Consider the following 18123-nt stretch of genomic DNA (forward strand, 5'->3'; position numbering starts at 1 on the left):
TTACAATTTGGCCTTGTTTTTTATATGGTAAATACCATATCTCTAATATGTAGGCCGGCGACACCTTTTTTTACCCATTTTCAGCAGGCCATCACTTCTAATAACGAGGACCAATATGGCCATTCAGGTTGGTATCATAGATCAAGACCCAATACGACTTGTCACACCGCTGCTGGATCACCGCGCGATATGCGAGCACATCATCTTTATCGGCGACGAAAGTCAGTTCGGTATGTATGAGCGCCTTAAGCAGGTGCTTGCCCAGAGAGACATCAAAGCTGAGTTTTTTGAGATCCCTTCCATCGTAGACACCGTCCTTATTCGCGAATCTATCCAGAAGCTGGAGCAGGATCTACTTCAGCGCGGCGATTCCATCAAGCTGAATGCCAGTTGCGGACTTCGGCACAGGCTGCTTACCGTTTACGAGATGTTCCGCAGAAACAGTTGGGAAATATTTGTGGTAGAACCTAACAGCGACAAGATCTGCTGGCTCTACCCGGAAAACCTGCCTGATATTCAGGTCGCCGACAAAATTACCATTTCAGATTACCTCACCATCTTTGGTGCCAGAGCTGAATTTAATGAACAGGAAATCCCGGAGCAGCTTAACCTGAAGCTCTATAAGCTAGGGCAGAAGTGGGCAGGCAACGCACTTGAATTAGGTCCGGGCCTTGCCACGCTAAACTATCTGGCCACCACCTGTCGTAAAGAGCAAAAACTGGATGTGGCACTGACAGAAAAGCAACAGGGCTACCGTGAGCTGAATATGCTGCTGACAGACCTGGTAGACACTGAACTGGCAGACTATGAAAACGGCATTCTGACCTTTAAAAGCGAAGATGCCCGACGCTTCTCCAACGGCGAATGGCTGGAAACTCTGGTTCACAGCACAGTAAAACAGATCCAGGATGAGCTGCCGACCATTCAGGACCACTCCCTGAATGTTCAGGTCTACCGCCAGCTTGGCGAGCGCGAAGTCAGAAACGAGCTGGATGTGGCATCCGTGGTCAATAACAAGCTGCATATCATCGAATGTAAGACCAAAGGCATGCGCGACGACGGCGATGACACACTATACAAACTGGAATCACTAAGAGACCTGCTGGGCGGTCTTCAGGCAAGAGCTATGCTGGTCAGCTTCCGCCCTCTTCGCCACAACGATATTACCCGCGCAGAAGATCTGGGCCTGGCGCTTATCGGGCCGGATGAGCTAAAGCAGCTTAAGGAACATTTGCATGCATGGTTTGATGCGGCTGGGGGGCATGAGGGGTTATAGGCCTATGGGGCTATGGGGGCGGTCGCTTCGCTTCCTGCTGGGCCCTGGGAATACGAACACAAAAAGCTCTGCACTACTGCAGAGCTTTTTTATAACTATAGATCATGCTACTTTCCAGGACCAAGAGCCCCATAGCCCATAGCCCATAGCCCATAGCCCAAAATTACAACATCTTACGAGCAGCCTCAACCACAACCTTAATCGAACGAGCCTCAGTCTCTTTCAGCGTCGAATGATCTGGGATCTCTTTCTGCGTACGGTTGATGATAACACCCGCCACACAACCCGCTTTCAGGCCTGAGCTTGCGCACATAGTCAGAAGGGTTGCGGATTCCATTTCGAAGTTCAGCACACCCATGTCCTGCCACTCTTGCATTGAGCCCTGGAAACGCTTCACAACGCGGCCGGAGAAGGTGTCGTAACGCTCCTGGCCCGGGTAGAAGGTATCACTTGAAGCTGTCACGCCCATATGTACCGTTGCGCCAGTCTCTTCTACTGCTGCTTTCATTGCTGTTGCTACTTCAAAATCTGCAACTGCCGGGAATTCCATTGGAGCGAAGTGAAGGCTTGCACCGTCCAGACGTACAGAGCCTGTAGAAACAATCATATCGCCTACATTCACATGCGGCTGAATTGCACCTGTAGTACCAACACGCAGGAATGTACGAACACCGCACTGCGCCAGCTCTTCTACGGCGATAGACGTTGAAGGGCCACCGATACCGGTTGAACAGATAACTACTGACTTACCATCCAGTTCAGCACGGTAAACGTTGTATTCACGATGACGTGCAAGCTGAACAGGATTTTCCATCTCGTTTGCGATCTTTGGCACACGATCCGGATCACCTGGGATAATTGCTACAGTTGCACCATTTAAATCGGCTTCGGTAATACCCAGATGGAAAACTGGTTGAGACATATTTGACTCCTTTTGTTGGCAATGCCAGTAGTGGTTGTGGGATACAGAGAAACTGTAGCTGAACATATCCGGAATTATAGTGATCGCATTCACAATACATAATGTTACAAAATGACACATTACAGAATTAATCGGTTTGCATCACACTTTTAAGTGAATTTAGATTAGTAATTGCGCTTTTGAACAAGCATAGCAGGTATCCGGAAGTTCACCCCGGATACCTGAAATGACACCGCTATCTGGCTCTTAAAAGTCTTAAGGCGTTCAGTGTCACCAGCACCGTGGCTCCGCTGTCCGCCAGAACCGCTACCCAAAGGCCGGTGATACCGAGGATACTGGTCACTAAGAAAATCCCCTTCAGACCTAACGCCAGAGCAACATTCTGTCGGATATTGGCCAGTGTAGCTCTGGACAGGCGTACCATGGTCGCCACTTCGTCCAGACGGTTATGAGACAGCGCTGCGTCGGCCGTTTCAAGCGCAATATCGGTGCCACTTCCCATGGCGATGCCCACTGAAGCCGATTTCATTGCCGGAGCATCGTTAATACCGTCACCGACCATAGCCACGTTTTTCTCCGTTGCCAGTTGCCTGATATGAGAGACTTTATCCTCCGGCAGCAGACCGGCAGCATAATCAATCCCAATCTGGCTGCCGATCACAGCGGCGCTTCTTTGGTTATCTCCTGTGAGCATAACGCAATCAATGCCCTGAGATTTAAGCTCAGAAACCGTTGCCCTGGCTTCTTCACGCAGCTCATCACGAAAGGCAATAATGCCGATGCATTTATCATCTCTCACCACAACGGCCAGTGTTTTGCCTTCAGACTCCAGCGAAAAGATATGCTCTTCGATTTCAGCCTTCTCAGGTTCGGGCAGTTTCCCCGGAGCCACTATCAGGTAATGACTTCCGTCCAGACACCCTTGCACTCCTGCTCCGGCTAAATGCTCTCTCTGCTCAGCCTCCGGTACGGTCAGCTTTTCTTCAAAGGCTTTATTCAGAATCGCCAGAGCCAGAGGATGGGAAGAGCCGGTTTCAATAGATGCGGCGCTTATCAGCAATTGCTCTTCGCTGACACCGTTTAGCGTAATCACATCTGTGACTCTCGGTTTGCCTTTGGTCAGAGTACCCGTTTTATCAAAAGCGATAGCCTGAACGCTTCCCAGTTGTTCCAGCACTGCCCCGCCCTTGATCAGAATACCTTTCCTTGCCGCAGCAGCCAGACCGGACGTAATGGCCGCCGGGGTGGAAATAACCAGAGCGCACGGACAAGCGATAAGAAGCAGCGCCAGTCCGCGGTATAACCAGGTTTCCCATGGCTGAGCAAAAAGCAGTGGCGGCGTCACAATAACCAGAAGGGAAACCAGCATCATTGCCGGCGTATACCATCGGCTGAACCGGTCTAAAAATCGCTCTATTGGTGCTTTATGGGACTCAGCATCCTCAATCAGGTGAAGAATACGGTCCACCGCATTTTCTCCCTGCTCAGATGTCACTGTGATCCGGGTCAGCTTATCAACCACCACAGAGCCCGCCATCACCTGTTCTCCGGCCTGTTTTTCTACCGGGACAGACTCTCCGGTCAGGGCGCTCTCATCAAAGCTTGCCGGGGTCTGAATAATGCCGTCAGCAGGCAGACGATCCCCAGCCCTGATCTCAATAATATCGCCAGGGATAATGGCACTGGCTGAAACTTCTACTCTTTCGCCAGCAACAATTTTCGTTGCCATTTCCGGGAGCAGTTGCATCAGCGCTTTTACCCCGCTCCTTGCTCTGGATGAGGCAAATGCCTCCAGCTTCTCCCCAAGTAAAAACAGCAGCAATACCATCGCCGCTTCTGCAGATTCACCAAGATACAGAGCCCCTATGGCTGCGACACTCATCAGTGTTTCGATGGAAAAAGGCGTTCCCGATTTTGCCAGCTGATACGCCTTTTTCAGGATTGGCAACAGCCCTGAAAGACAAATGGCAATAAATGAGAAATGACTGAGTTGAGGGAATAGGGGCTCGGCCGCCGCTGCTAATCCCATACCCGCCGCCAGCAGAACAACGGGATAGTTCTGCCGCAACAGTTGCGCTGGAGTAATTTTTGTTGCCGAAGCGAGTTCTTTTTCTTCTTTCGCCAGTGAAAAGCCCGTTTCAATAATCGTTCGCTCAATGGCTTCGGCTATAGGCTGGCTGTCAAAATCTACTACCAGTTTTTCTGTAGCAAAAAGGACTTTTACCTGATGGACACCATCTATTTTGTTGACGGCGGTTTCAATTTTTTTTGCACAGGATGGGCAATCCATCCCTTCGACTTTCCAGCTTTGCTTATATAAGCCGGGAGAGGTGTGTGTTTCTGAAGATAAGGGGGCGGGGTCTGGGTCCTCAGCACCGGGATCATCCGTCGTGCTGCAACATGATTCTTTTGTAGATTCACAGCAGGAGATGGACTGTGTTGTATCTGCGGTAAGCTTAGTGATTTTAGGAGCGCTGCTGCATCCGCAGGAGCCTGAAATTTTATGTACGCTTATCTTTGAATGACAAGAGCTATGAGTAGTACACATATCATTTACCTTTGTTGATTAACCTTAACCTATTTTAACTCCAATACCGGACTTTTGGTCAAGAGGTAAATAAGAATTAGTCACAAAAACGCCCCGCTACAGCGAGGCGCTTGCTGACTGCAAATTTAAGCTTAACGGAGCCTTTGCAGAACCACAGTCTGATCCAGTTCATTCTGGTAGGCGGTGTAATCCAGTCCCTTATCAAAAATATACTCTGTAATTAAGGTGCGGACTCTTGCAACCAGTTGTTCAGCAGACCAGGGCTTTTCAAAATAGCTTTCTATGCGCGCCAGATTGATAGCCGTTATAGTGTCGTGATGTGTTGCCTGCCCGGTCAGAAGAATCTTTTTCGTCACATCAAATCGGTTGTCCTGAGAAATCTCTGTCAGCAGTTCAACGCCCGTTTTGCCCGGCATAACATGGTCGGAAATAACCAGAGCAACAAACTCTCCCTCGGCATCAAAGTCATCCATCAGCTCTAAAGCTTCATCGGCTGATTCACAATCTTCAATATTCACCCAGCTGCTAAGCGGCTCCAGATCCTGCAAAACAGCACTCAGAACTTCTCTCTGATCATCCACACAAATCAGGTTTAACTTATCCATATTATTCCTCGACTGGCAATTTGATTCGGAAAATGGTCTTTTCTGCACTGCTTTTCACCGCAATGCTGCCACCATATCCACTAATTATTCGTTTCACTATCGATAGCCCAAGCCCCAGACCAAATGAAAGCCCGCCCTTCTTAGTGGTAAAATTGGGCTGAAAAATCTTTCTTCTGGTCGCCTCATCTATCTCTGGGCCATTGTTGGTTATCGTGATTAGAATTCGGTTATTTGTGTGCCGCGTAGAGATATCTATCTCTGGAGAAGGTGTCCTCTCCATCGCGTCACAGGCGTTTTTCATAATATTGGCCCATACCTGAACCAACTCGGTAGAGGAGCCCTTAAACGGCGGCAAAGAGGCCGGACTCAGATGCACAGATACGCGGCGTAAATCACTCTGAAGCAATGAAATCGCTTTGTTTATCGACTCATTCACATCCAGCCACTCTTCGGTATCTATATCTGTCCGGCCCAATTGCTTCACGGATCTGACAATACCAACAGAATGCTTAGCCGCTAAGCGCATATCTCTTAAATCCCGGCCCACTCCCCAAAACCGGATGGCCTCTTCAACATCATTTAGCCACAGTGGCGAAAGCTCTCCTTCAGGAACGGCTCTGGCCAGCGACTTTGCTGTCTCTCTGGGGAGCTTATGCACTGATTCCAGTTCCTTAGCCCGCCTGCGGACCTCGGACGAACTGGCAACCTGACCATGATTTAACCCCTCTTCCAGAAACGCCATCGCTTCCGGATGCAGCTCCTGAATGAGCTGGGAGATCACCAGTTGCAGTCGCTCGGTTTTGCTGCTTACCACACCAATTGCATTATTCAGCTCATGGGCAATACCAGCGGCAAGCTGCCCAAGCGTGGTCATCTGCTCCGCCGTATAGAGCTTTTGCAGTGCCTCTTCTTTTGCGATGGCCTCACGAACTGTTCGCATCTGTCGGTTGGACAGCTCAAGTATAATTACCGGTGCAAACTGCTCGGTAAGATTACCGTAGTACTCCGGCTCTATTGGCAAAGTCTCTTTATCAATCCAGGCGACAACGGACTTTTCTTTTGCAATAACCGATGAAGATGAGAGCGTCTTTTCAGAAAAGAAACTGTATACCCCGATAAACGCCCCTTCTTTAGCGGTAAAGATTTTGGTGGAGCGCATGCCTTCATCATCGGTAAAAAAGCCTTCAAAGCTGCCGCTAAGTACATAATACAGGCGCTCGTTCGCTACGCCCTGAGTCAGTAGCGGCTTATCTTCCGCGACTTCCATCGTTCGTCCTGTTTCAACGAAGTAATGGTTAATCAGCCTGTCCAGCTTATCCTGGTCCATAAGTTAACCTATAAAACCCACCATGTTCAGAATCCAGACAAGCAGGAAGCTGCCCAGCACACCAACCACACCAAGAATCACCCCGACCCGGGCCATCTGGCTGCTTTGCACATTACCGGTGGCATGAGCAAGCGCGTTCGGCGGTGTACTGATTGGCAAAGACATACCCAAAGATGCTGCGAATGTAACCACAAGAATCAGAGTCATCTCCCCGCCCAGTGGTGCCAGAGAAGTCATGGACGCGCCAAGCGCAGCCATAATCGGCATTAACAGGTTTGCCGTTGCCGTGTGCGACATAAAGTTTGCCATAAGCAGACAAAGGAAGGCTGCACCAAACAGCACCACATAAGGAGAGAAGGCATCAAACGGAATGCTGTTTACCACCAGCTTCGCCAGGCCTGTTTTATCCAGTGCAAGCCCCAGAGCAATACCACCGGAAACCAGCCAGAGCACATCCCAGGAAATTTTCTTCAGGTCTTCCTTGTTGATAATGCCGGTGATGGAGAAAATCGCCACAGGAATCAGTGCCACAGTGTAAGAGTTCATACCGTGAGCAGAGCCCATCAGCCACAGAAGGATGGTAATACCAAAGGTAATATAAACGGTAATGGCTTTAGGCGTTTTCAGGAACTTGCCCTTAATGTTCAGCTCAATGCTCTGCTGATCGGCTTTATAAAGCGCATTTATCAGGAACCAGGCCAGCGCCATCATAATCACTACAAAAGGAACACCAAATGCCATCCATTCACCAAAGGTGATCAGACTATCACCCACCAGATATTTCAGAGCGATAGCATTCGGCGGAGTACCGATTGGAGTACCGATACCACCAATATTGGCAGCGACCGGAATACATAAAGCAAAAGCCACCCTGCCCGGATCTTTAGGACCAAATACCGCAATTACCGGCGTAAGAATAGAAAGCATCATGGCCGTTGTCGCGGTATTGGACATAAACATAGAGAAAATACCGGTAATCAGCATCAGGCCAAGCATGACAAACTTAGGGTCTTTACCAAAAGGCTTTAGCAACACCCTGGCAAGGTTGACATCAAGCCGGTACTTGGTTGCGGCCATCGCCAGGAAGAAGCCACCTAAGAACAGCATGATGATAGGGCTGGCAAAGGTCGCCATAATATCTTTGTAGCTAAGCAGATCGCCAAACAGCGGCTCCCCGGCCCCTGAGCGGAAAAAGATAATGCCTTTATTAGAGAGCAGAAGAAGTTCAAGCACAATAATAACCACCGAGGTGGCATAAATAGGAATAGGCTCAAATACCCAGCACAGTGCCGCCAGCAGGAATATTGCAATCACCCTCTGCTGAATAACCGTTATTCCCTCAAAGGGAAAAGCCGATTGCGGCAAAATCAAAATAATGAATGGTATGAGTAACGGGATTATATATTTGATGTACTGACGCATGATATTGGTTTATTCCCTGTCCTGATCCTAAAAATAAAACCGGCTGACCTGAGCCGGATTGTCTGTAACTATTATGTTTCTATTTATTTGTCCTTGTATCGGGAGCAGATCAAATTTCCGGGAACCCGATAGGAAAAGTACATTTTCTATGATTTTCATCATGTTACAAAATTGGCTATTTCTGCTCCAAACCCTGCTCAGCCTCTTTCACCGGAAGCTCCTCTGCCGATACACAATCCGATGAGCAAAATGGTGTCATATTGACAGAAGTGGTGGCCGGATCTTCCTCTTCCAGCTCAATTTCTGCGTGCTGGACTAAGTCCGAAATATGCTTACGCAATACCAGATAGCCTAAAATGCCAAATAACACACTTCCCGCTGCCTGACCGTAAATTACGCCCACGGCACCGGACAGCTCTGAACCAAGGTAGACAAACGGCAAAGTACCCAGTGTCGCTTTTCCAAGGTTAAGCATAGTTGAGTAAAGAGGCTTGCCAAGGTTATTAAAGGAAGCATTGGCAACAAACAGGGAGCCGTTAAAGACAAAGGTAACGGCTACATAAGTACAGAATGCTGACAGAATAATGGCAGCATCGCCGGTAAGGCTGAATCCTGCAATAATCGGCTGCTGAAGCAGGAACAAAATAACCGAGACAGAAATACAGTAGAGGCTGACAAAAAGCAGCGCGTTATTCAGCGTCTGTTTTACTCTGTCGTATTTTTCAGCGCCATAGTTCTGACCGATAATCGGCCCCACAGCTCCGGACAGAGCAAAGATTGCAGCAAAAGCTACCGGCATAATCCGGCCAATAACCGAAAAACCGGCGACATAGTCTTCGCCGTACTGGGCAATGCTTGTGGTCACAATTGCGTTACCAATTGGTGTCGCTGTGTTGGTGATAATCGCCGGAACCGCAATACTGACAATAGCCCGGATATCCCGTCTGATAGTTGCAAACTCCGGCATCGCCACCAGCTTATGAATTCTGATAAGCGGAACCAGAGAGAAAATAAGTACGGTAAACCGTGCGCAAACTGAGGCCAGAGCAGCCCCTTCAACATTCCAGCCAAACCCGAAAATAAAGATAGGGTCTAAAATCGCATTCACAATCCCGCCAAACAGCGTAGCCCACATAGAACGTTTTGCATCACCCACAGCACGCAACCCGGCACCGGCAGCCATACCCATGGCAATAACCGGGCTACTTGGAAGCAAAATTCTTAAATAGGCTTCAGCCCTTTCTGCGGCATAACCTTCCGCCCCGATTGCTGAAAGCAGTTCAGGAATATGCAGGTACATCACAAATGTCACCAGCAGGCTGATAAAAAACGCGACGCTCAGAGTGCTGGCAGCAATCTCTCTGGCATAGTCGCGTTTCTGCGCGCCCAGGGCTCTGGAAACCAGAGCTCCCATAGCAATGGAGCTGCCAATGGAGACGGAAGTGGAGAAAAAGATAAGCGTTCCGGCAAAGCCAACCGCTGCAGCCAGTTCAACCTGACCAAGCATACTGATAAACAGCATGTCTACCAGGTCAACAACAAACAGCGCCATCAAACCAATAGACGCCGATCCTGTCATCACCAGGATATGCTTCATTGTTGAACCTTCAACAAACTTTGCAGAATTGTCTGCCATTATTTTCTCCAAAAGAAAAGGCGCACTATGCGCCTCCGTTTATTGACGAAACTCAATTCAGGGTCATTCCTGTGCAGACAGGAATCTACTCTCAGCGTGTTGTAGAATTAGTCGTTAAATTTTTATCTTACAGCGCGCAGAAAGTAGATCCCCGCCTTCGCGGGGATGACGTCATATAAGTTTGTCTGCAATATAAAGCACATCGAGCGCCTTTCTCCAGATTGTTTTACACCGGGTGTTTGAAACACTTGTCCAAACTCTGGCCCACAGCATTTAGAACATCACGTCTGGTTATTATACCAACTAATTTATTATCTTCACCAACAACAGGATACACTTTTGGCTTACCAACCTTCATCATTTCAGCCAGTTCAATGATGCCTGTCTCCGGAGATACGGTTAATACCTCTTTGTACATAAGATCGCTGACAATGTGTGTATCCTGGCAGTAGTAACTGACCTTAACCAGCTTATCCAGCAGATCCTGCTCAGAAATAAAACCAATTACCTGCTTCTTATCATTCACAACCGGGCCACCAGGATGTCCGGATTTTAGTACTTTATCTAATGCTGCCGTAAGCGACATTTCCGCTGTAAAGCTTACCGCCTGCGGATCCATAAAATCTTTAACCTTTATCGAGTCCATTTTTTTCCCCTTAACGCTACTCAATGGCTTTGATTCTTACACTCTATAAGTGTCGTCTAAATTCTTGATTTTGCTAAATCGGAATTACCAATTTTATTGATAGGAATAAATAATAAGCACTTAGCGGCAAAATTGATTAAGTTATCGACAGGCTTGTAATGTGATTTTATTCACTTTTTGGATGAAAAATACTTGCCTTGAACAAATCTGTGCGTGATATTCAATCAGGTACCTAAATGACCAAAAATATAAAAAGTGAACTGAAAATGAAAAAAACAAGAAAATTGCAGCTACAGCGCTGCAGACACCGTTACTGGAAAGACCACGCTAAGAAGTAGTCTTCCTGAGATAGGGGCTAATTTATTCTGATTAGCCCTGTATACTTCGCCAAATCCGCACTCTATTTATCTTTACTCTGATAGCCCTGCCCCGGCAACGAATCAGTTTCAATCCGGCTCTTTTCTTCTTCAAGTTTTTGTTTTTCATGCATGGCTTCAATAAGCTGCTTATCCAGCTCAGCAAAGAAACGATCCTCTTCGGCTTTTCCGCGCAAGCGCAGTTTTTCCATAAAGTCCATCACTAAGCCCCCTCTTCAGATGCTTAATAATATAAGTATAGATTAGAACAAAAAATGCGCAGCAATATGCGCCGTGTAGCAATCTGGAGATTCCGCCATGTCTTGAGGTGGAAAATTTTCTATAATTCAGAGTAATACAAGGCTCAACACAGACACAGTTATGCGAAATCCACTATGCCTTTTTTTGCTGCTTATCCCGGTTTTATTCTCTTCTTTCCTTTCAGCTAAGGAAGGGAAGACAATAAATATCACTAGTGGAGAGTGGCCACCATACCTCTCATCCAGCCTTAAGCATGGTGGATTTGCCGCACACATCGTTTCAGAGGCTTTTGCAGCAGTGGGAGTGAAGGTTAAGTACGGCTATTATCCATGGAAGCGCTCCTATAATTACGCGCTCAAAGGAGAGGATATTTATGGCGGGAAATGGAATGGCACGGTTGTCTGGGTAAAAACACCGGAAAGAGAACAGGATTTTTACTATAGCGATCCTGTTATTATCGATGATGAAGTTCTGTTTTTCTTAAAGGAGAAAGGGATTCAATGGGAAAATGTTAATGACCTGAAGGGACTTAAGATTGGCGGTACTGCGCACACTGCATATCCAATTTTCGATGAAGCGATAAAACGAGGCATTATTACACTGGAAAGAGGAGGCAATTACGATGCCCTGTTAAAGCGGGTTTATCACCAGAAAATTGATGCTGCTCCTCTGGTAAAACATGTAGGCTTCTATTACCTGACTAAAAGTTTCTCTGTCACAGAAGCGTTAAGCTTCACCTATTCACCAACCGTCATCGAAACCCGCCAGTATCACTTGATACTCTCTAAACAGAAGCCTGAAAACCAGGAGTATATTAAACTGTTTAATCAGGGCCTAAAGAAAATCCGCGCTAACGGGTTATATAGCAAACTATACTCCAGGCTTGAGAATGGTTTTTACTCCCTTCCACTGCGTAGCAAATAAGCCCAAAAACGGCTTATACATTAATTAAGATTTTACTAATATAGGATTTAGCGTTATAGTCTCCATGTTTTTGGCATTAGCCAATAATTATCATCTACAGGAAGTGAAGACATATGAGCACACAAGAACAGGAACTTAGTGCAGACCAGCCGCGCTTAATCCACTTTCCAATCTCTTTTTTCGCCGTGGTTATGGGGCTGAGCGGACTGACGCTGGCCTGGAAATCCGCCGGTAGCAGCTTTGCACCCGGGCTTTATCTGCTATTTGGCACATTAGCTTCGCTGGCTATGGTCATTATCTGCGGGATCTATTTTCTTAAAGTAGTAAAACACCCCAAAGCGGTAATTAGCGAAACCAGGCACCCAATCCGGCTGAACTTCTTTCCCGCTTTTTCTATCAGCCTTTTATTGCTGTCTGCTGTGTGGGATTCCAGCCCGGCATGGTCCTACGCACTATGGTTTGTTGGCGCAATTGTTCAGGTAAGCCTTACCGTTTATGTAATGAGCAGCTGGATTCACCATACGCATTACACCCTGGCGCATGCAAACCCGAGCTGGTTTATCCCGGTTGTGGGCAACATCATAGTACCGATTACCGGCTCGCACCTTGGCTATACAGAAATCAGCTGGTTCTGTTTCAGTATCGGTATTGTTTTCTGGGTTATTCTGCTGACGATAGTGATGTACCGGCTGTTTTTCCATGAGCCACTCCCGGCGAGAATGACGCCCATGCTGTTTATCCTGCTGGCGCCACCCTCAGTTGGTTTTGTTTCTTACACTAACCTGACCGGAGAGCTGGATACTTTTGCCCGCCTGCTTTACTACATCGCACTGTTTCTCAGTATTCTGCTGATCTCCAATGCCGGCAGATTTATGAAAGTACCGTTCTTTATTTCATCATGGGCTTATTCATTTCCTATGGCCGCTATTACTATCGCGACAGCAAAAATGAAAGGTTTTGTTCCTTCGGCGTTTTTCAATGTGCTTTCGGGCGTATTTCTGATACTGGTGACAGTGATTCTGACCTGGCTGGTCGTGAGGACGGTTAAGGCGATAATCAGGAAGGAGATTTGTTTGCCTGAATAGATGAAATTCAACACTCCCGGAAATACGCAGGCATACAAGCGCCCTCCGCGTCATCCCGGAAATTGCAAAGCAATTATCCGGGATCTACTTTCTGAGTGTTGTAGAGTGAACAAGAAACCTCTGCTTTACAACGCGCTGTAATCAGATTCCCATTTTCATGGGAATGACGAGGGAGTGGAAGCCGACTACCACTCTACAACCTGCTACTGCTCCAGAACCAGCTTTTCAGAGCTGAATTTCTCTTCAACATCCCGCCACCAGGCGTAATACCTGCGCGGCTCATGAACTGATACGGCTTCACCAAACACCGGAGCCACTAACTGCACGTTGTCAGCCTCAGCAATATCGGCAATTCTTTCAAAAGGTTCATACCATTCATGCATTGCCAGATCGAAAGTACCGTTATGGATTGGCATCATAACCTTACCTTTTAAATCCAGATGCGCCTGCATGCTGTGTTCCGGCATCATATGGATATCAGCCCAGAGTTCATTGTAGGCACCGGTCTCAATCATCGTCAGGTCAAAGGGACCATAACGCTCACCAATCTCTTTGAATCCGTTAAAATAGCCGCCATCTCCGCTGAAGAACAGCCTGGAAGCTTTACTCTGAATAACCCAGCTCGCCCAGAGGGTTTCATCCCGGTCAAACAGGCTGCGCCCTGAAAAGTGCTGAGCTGGTGTCGCAGCTATCTTAAACTCATCAACCTGAGTCTCCTGCCACCAATCAAGCTGCACCACCTTTGATGGCTCAACTCCCCACTTAATCAGATAGTCACCTACTTTTAGCGGAGTAATAAACTTTTCTACCTTCGGAGCCAGCTTTTTCACTGCAGCCTTATCGAGGTGGTCATAGTGGTCATGACTGATAATCACCACCTTAATATCCGGTAGTTCATCAATGCTGATAGGAGCCTGATGAAAGCGCTTTGGTCCGGCCCACTGCACCGGAGAAGCTCTGTCGCTGAACACAGGGTCTGTCATGATAAATTCACCGTCCAGACGCATCAGAATTGTCGAGTGACCCAGACGGTAAACCGCATCCTCACTACTTGCTTCCAGCTCTGCTCTGCTGAGCTCTTGCACAGGAATCGCGCTATTGGGTTTAGCGGCTTCGCGCTTTAACTCAATCTGCGCCTTAATAATGTCCCAGATATTGGCAAGGGATGGTGAATAACGCATTTCTGTATTTACAAACTTCCCTTTATCCTGCTCTGCTCCTTTATCCATAGTGCAGTTGGTAATGATAGCAGTTGACATAAGTAACACTCCTACTAAGGCTCGTCGCCGGGTAAAGACTTTCATTTCGTTCTCTCGAATCAATCTACACTGTGTAGTTTACTAATGAATTTGGAAAAGTAAACTATAAAGTGTAAAATAAGGGCACTTTTTATTTTTACGGTAATTTACTCACATGGTTAAGAAGACACGAAGCGAGCTAAAACGCGAAGCAATAGTCGAAGCGGCGAAGCTGGCCTTTATTGAATCTGGCGTGCAAGGCACAAGCATGGATGCCATCTCAGAGAAAGCTCAGGTTTCAAAAAGAACGGTTTACAACCATTTTGAAACCAAAGAAGCGCTTGTTATGCACATAATCAATGAACTATGGCGAAAGGCCATAATGCAGATTGACGTAAAATACAGCGCAGAAAAACCGCTGCATGAGCAACTTAGTCAGTTACTGCTTATTGAGGCACAGCTTATTTCATCCAGTGAGAACATTGAACTTTCCCGGGTGGCATTCGGTCACTTTTTCTATAACCCGGACGCGCTTAAAAAAGAGATGGTCAAATACTCGGCTCGGGAGACGGCGCTCTATCGATGGCTGGAAGCGGCGGTTGCCGATGGAAAGTTAAAGCCTATGGACTTTGAATTTGCCAACGATCAGTTGCATCATATGCTTAAGGGCGCTTGTTTCTGGCCTTTGCTTTTAGATATGGGATGTAAGCCGGAAGAAGAAAATCTGCAAAGACTGGCAAATGAGAGTGCAGCAATGTTTTTAAGTTATTACCAAAAATAAACTCAGAAGTAATACCAATACCAGTAATTAGCTGTTCAGTGATTGCGCAGGAAAAATCGCTAAGAGCAAGGCAAAATTTGCAGTAACTAGTGGATCTAATTACAAAAATTTTAACGCAGCTATTAGCGATTTTAACAAGCAAGGATGAACAGATAATTGCTGGGATTGGTATAATACTTGTGCAAAGTACTACCTCTATAGTTTGTCATCAGAAACGTTGAACATGAAATTTCCCCAGATATCCAGGGCTACGTCATGGTCAAGCTCTCCAACCAATCGTGAAGGGAACTCTGTTGTATAGATCTGATTGCTCTTAACCTGAAAGAGCTTCTGTCCATCTAAGCCCTTTACGGTTTCACCATCAAAGGTGCCAACCGGATTCCCGTCTGAATTTGTTACTTGCATTCTCACCTTCTGAACCGCCCCAATAGTCGTATATACATATAATATATCAAAGACTCACTTTGTATATACAAAAACAAAAGATTCATCAGATGTTCATAAAATTAAACTTCCGCTTCTGAAAGTGAGTTTTGCGCTCCGTTCTCAAGCATATAGCTGGCAATCCAGGCCGTAACCGGAGCCACGATAATCAAAGCTAAGCTACCAATCAGAGTACGGCAGATCTCAGAGGCCACTAACTTCATATTTAGTATCTGCATAAGGTCGTTGCCTCTGGTGGCAAAAAGCATCAGGAGCGTTAAAAAGCCACCGGCATAAGCAAGAAGCAGAGTGGTTGTCATGGTGCCAATAACCGCATTACCCACCCGAAGGCCGGATCTTAGCAGGTTTGTCCGGCTGATCTCCGGGCTGTTTAATTTCACTTCTTCCATGGTGGCCGCCATTTCCATTGCCACATCCATCGCCGCGCCACTGGCGCCTACCAGAATTGCAGCATACAAAATCCCGACCATATCCAGCTTCAGACCATTTTCAAACAGCAGCGGCTGAGCCAGTGGCTGAGTCATACCATCAAGGTGGAGCAATCGGCCAACCATGACGCATAAAAAGGTCGTAACCAGCAGGCCTACTGTGGTCCCGGCAAGGGCGGCTTTGCCCTTCGTTGTCCAGCCGGCCACTGAAAGAATTATCATGCTGCTGAGAACAAAAACCGTAATACCGGTTATCAGGATAGGTGAAAAACCGGCTAACAGCCCCGGGATCAGAATACCGAAAATAATGGCGACAGAGCCCATAAATGAAAGCAGTGCATAAAAACCCACCTTACGGGCATACGCCAGCAGGCCAACAGCAAACAGAAGCACCAGACCTAACAACACTGGTAAACGGAATAGCGCTACAGCGTGATAGCGCCCGCTGTTTTCAGCCACAACAATCGTATCGCCCACCTCATAGAACTCATCGTATTCCATAGCGCCGGTAAGCAGATTGGTTAGCGCCACTTCTCTGCCATCTATCTCCGCCATCAGCTTTTGATCACCAAGCTTGCCGGTTCCGATAATGGTGACTCTTTCATTATTTACCGAAGTCACTTTTGCAATGTGGTGACGAACCGGATTATTACCACCGGAGGCAAAAACAAAATTATAAACAATGGCAGCCAGAAGGGTTGCTAACAAAAGAGATAGCCCGCGCATAAGATCTGTTCCTGAAATAAGTTGTCTGGAAAAATAGAAAAGGCAGAAGCGAGCCCGCCCCTGCCTGTGGTGCTAATCAGATAAGTAAAAATTACTCACCAATTTTAACGTCCATCAGCTTAGCCAGTTTCTTAGCAACGTCTGTGTTGTCACTGAAACCGCCAAAGTCAGCAGAAGCAACACCCGTTGCAGAAACAGGCAGTTGAATTGCTGTGTGAGCGTAAGAAGTCCAGTAAACACCAGCGCGCTTAGAAGTTACGTGAGCAACAGCCATTGCGACAGGATCGTAACCACCCCAAACTTTCTTCGTGTCTTTCTGACCGGCGTCAACAAAGTCCATTGCTTTTTCGATGCTTGCTTTTTCTTCTGCAGTCAGGTCAGTAAGGGCAAACTTGTCAGCAATGTGGTTGTAGAATGCCGCGCGATCTTTGTTTAGCTTTTTCTTATAAACGTGCTCAAGACCATCATCGATAGACTCTTTGTAGTTCGCTACACGGTCAAGGTTCATAAAGTACTGCTTACCAAGACCAAGACCCATACCACCGGTTTCGTGGTCGCCAACAACAACGACCAGAGTCTCTTTAGGGTGCTTGTTGTAGAAATCAAGCGCAGACTTAACCGCGTTATCGAACGCGATAGTGTCGTGGATGTTACCCGCGATATCGTTAGCGTGACCAGCGTGGTCAATACGGCCGCCTTCAACCATCAGGAAGAAACCGTCTTTGTCTTTAGCCAGAAGCTCGATGGCTTTATCTGTCATATCCGCAAGAGAAGGAACATTAATGTTTGCGTTGATACGGTCAACTTCGTAAGGCATGTGAGACTTAGTAAATGCAGCGAATACTTTGTCACCGGCCTTAGGAGACATCTTCATAAAAGAAGAAGTTGAATCTTTACCGATGAAAGTTTTGTAGCCATCCGCTTCAAACTCTTTAACCAGGTTGCGGTCGTCTTTGCGCTTAGAACCTTCACCAGTGATGAAGTTGCGGAAACCACCGCCAGCGAAAAAATCAACGCCTGAATCAACAAAGTCTGCCGCGATTTCGTTCTCGTTGCCACGGTTTTCATTCTTCGCAGCAAATACAGCCGGAGTGGCGTGAGTCAGACGAGTAGTAGAAACCAGACCCGTCGCCCAGCCATTCTTCTCAGCACCTTCAAGAAGTGTCGCAAGCTTTTTGCCGTCCGGAGTCATGGAGATAACGCCGTTGTCAGTTTTCACACCGGTTGCAAGAGCAGTACCTGCTGCTGCAGAGTCAGTGATCAGAGAGTCTGAAGACTGAGTTGTGATGATACCGGTTACAGGCAGAGAGTTGATTGCCAGGTGGTAGTCAGGATCATTCTTCTCACCCTGAACATAGTATTCTGCGATCTGACGCTGAGCAGAGCTCATGCCGTCACCAATCATGTATAGAACATATTTTGGCGTTTCTGACGCATTAGCTGCTGCACTTAGCATAATAGAAGTTGCAATAAGTGCCTTATTAAATTTAGACATAAC

Annotated in this window: 16 protein-coding genes; 4 read left to right on the forward strand and 12 right to left on the reverse strand. The window is 47.1% G+C overall.

All coding sequences use genetic code 11. The features are described from left to right. The first annotated feature begins 115 nt into the window (after positions 1-115). On the forward strand, positions 116-1276 hold the full coding sequence (locus tag L3Q72_RS09250; RefSeq protein WP_275129662.1) for a DUF1887 family protein: 1161 nt from the start codon (positions 116-118) through the stop codon (positions 1274-1276). Positions 1277-1439: 163 nt separating this feature from the next. Here L3Q72_RS09250 and udp read toward each other — a convergent pair whose 3' ends face one another. From udp to L3Q72_RS09290, 8 genes are all read right to left on the reverse strand, one after another. Next, positions 1440-2198 carry a uridine phosphorylase gene (udp, locus tag L3Q72_RS09255; protein ID WP_275129663.1) on the reverse strand — a complete coding sequence of 253 codons (759 nt, stop codon included), beginning with the start codon at positions 2196-2198 and terminating at the stop codon, positions 1440-1442. Between the two features lie 235 nt (positions 2199-2433). Continuing rightward, positions 2434-4746 carry a zinc/cadmium/mercury/lead-transporting ATPase gene (locus L3Q72_RS09260; RefSeq protein WP_275129664.1) on the reverse strand — a complete coding sequence of 771 codons (2313 nt, stop codon included), beginning with the start codon at positions 4744-4746 and terminating at the stop codon, positions 2434-2436. A gap of 131 nt (positions 4747-4877) precedes the next feature. Beyond that, complete coding sequence (locus L3Q72_RS09265) at positions 4878-5351, reverse strand: response regulator (RefSeq protein ID WP_275129665.1); 474 nt, start codon at positions 5349-5351, stop codon at positions 4878-4880. 1 nt (position 5352) lies between these two features. Next, positions 5353-6678, reverse strand: coding sequence for an ATP-binding protein (locus tag L3Q72_RS09270; RefSeq protein WP_275129666.1), 1326 nt, complete (start codon positions 6676-6678; stop codon positions 5353-5355). Positions 6679-6681: 3 nt separating this feature from the next. Continuing rightward, positions 6682-8100 carry an SLC13 family permease gene (locus L3Q72_RS09275; RefSeq protein WP_275129667.1) on the reverse strand — a complete coding sequence of 473 codons (1419 nt, stop codon included), beginning with the start codon at positions 8098-8100 and terminating at the stop codon, positions 6682-6684. 175 nt (positions 8101-8275) lie between these two features. Next, the gene (locus L3Q72_RS09280; protein WP_275129668.1) at positions 8276-9736 is read right to left on the reverse strand and encodes an MATE family efflux transporter; all 1461 of its coding nucleotides are present in this window, start codon (positions 9734-9736) and stop codon (positions 8276-8278) included. A 226-nt stretch (positions 9737-9962) separates the two neighbouring features. Continuing rightward, entirely contained in the window at positions 9963-10382 is a 420-nt protein-coding gene (locus tag L3Q72_RS09285; RefSeq protein WP_275129669.1) for a CBS domain-containing protein, read from the reverse strand. A 400-nt stretch (positions 10383-10782) separates the two neighbouring features. Then, the gene (locus L3Q72_RS09290) at positions 10783-10959 is read right to left on the reverse strand and encodes a hypothetical protein (protein WP_275129670.1); all 177 of its coding nucleotides are present in this window, start codon (positions 10957-10959) and stop codon (positions 10783-10785) included. A 160-nt stretch (positions 10960-11119) separates the two neighbouring features. Here L3Q72_RS09290 and L3Q72_RS09295 point away from each other — a divergent pair, with 160 nt between their 5' ends. Further along, positions 11120-11923, forward strand: a complete 804-nt coding sequence (locus tag L3Q72_RS09295; RefSeq protein WP_275129671.1) for a transporter substrate-binding domain-containing protein — start codon at positions 11120-11122, stop codon at positions 11921-11923. Positions 11924-12036: 113 nt separating this feature from the next. After that, positions 12037-13008: an SLAC1 anion channel family protein gene (locus L3Q72_RS09300; protein ID WP_275129672.1), complete on the forward strand. Its 972-nt coding sequence runs from the start codon at positions 12037-12039 to the stop codon at positions 13006-13008. Positions 13009-13211: 203 nt separating this feature from the next. On the opposite strand, the gene L3Q72_RS09305 is transcribed toward L3Q72_RS09300, so the two are convergent. Next, on the reverse strand, positions 13212-14267 hold the full coding sequence (locus L3Q72_RS09305; RefSeq protein WP_275129673.1) for an MBL fold metallo-hydrolase: 1056 nt from the start codon (positions 14265-14267) through the stop codon (positions 13212-13214). A gap of 154 nt (positions 14268-14421) precedes the next feature. On the opposite strand from L3Q72_RS09305, the gene L3Q72_RS09310 reads away from it, so the two are divergent. Then, a complete protein-coding gene (locus tag L3Q72_RS09310) occupies positions 14422-15027 on the forward strand; it encodes a TetR/AcrR family transcriptional regulator (protein WP_275129674.1) in 606 nt (201 codons plus the stop codon). Between the two features lie 195 nt (positions 15028-15222). Here L3Q72_RS09310 and L3Q72_RS09315 read toward each other — a convergent pair whose 3' ends face one another. From L3Q72_RS09315 to L3Q72_RS09325, 3 genes are all read right to left on the reverse strand, one after another. Continuing rightward, entirely contained in the window at positions 15223-15432 is a 210-nt protein-coding gene (locus L3Q72_RS09315) for a hypothetical protein (RefSeq protein ID WP_275129675.1), read from the reverse strand. Between the two features lie 101 nt (positions 15433-15533). Next, a complete protein-coding gene (locus L3Q72_RS09320; protein ID WP_275129676.1) occupies positions 15534-16625 on the reverse strand; it encodes a YibE/F family protein in 1092 nt (363 codons plus the stop codon). Between the two features lie 91 nt (positions 16626-16716). Then, on the reverse strand, positions 16717-18120 hold the full coding sequence (locus tag L3Q72_RS09325) for an alkaline phosphatase (RefSeq protein WP_275129677.1): 1404 nt from the start codon (positions 18118-18120) through the stop codon (positions 16717-16719). Positions 18121-18123: the final 3 nt, after the last annotated feature.

The sequence above is a fragment of the Vibrio sp. JC009 genome (genome assembly GCF_029016485.1).
Lineage (GTDB): Bacteria > Pseudomonadota > Gammaproteobacteria > Enterobacterales > Vibrionaceae > Vibrio.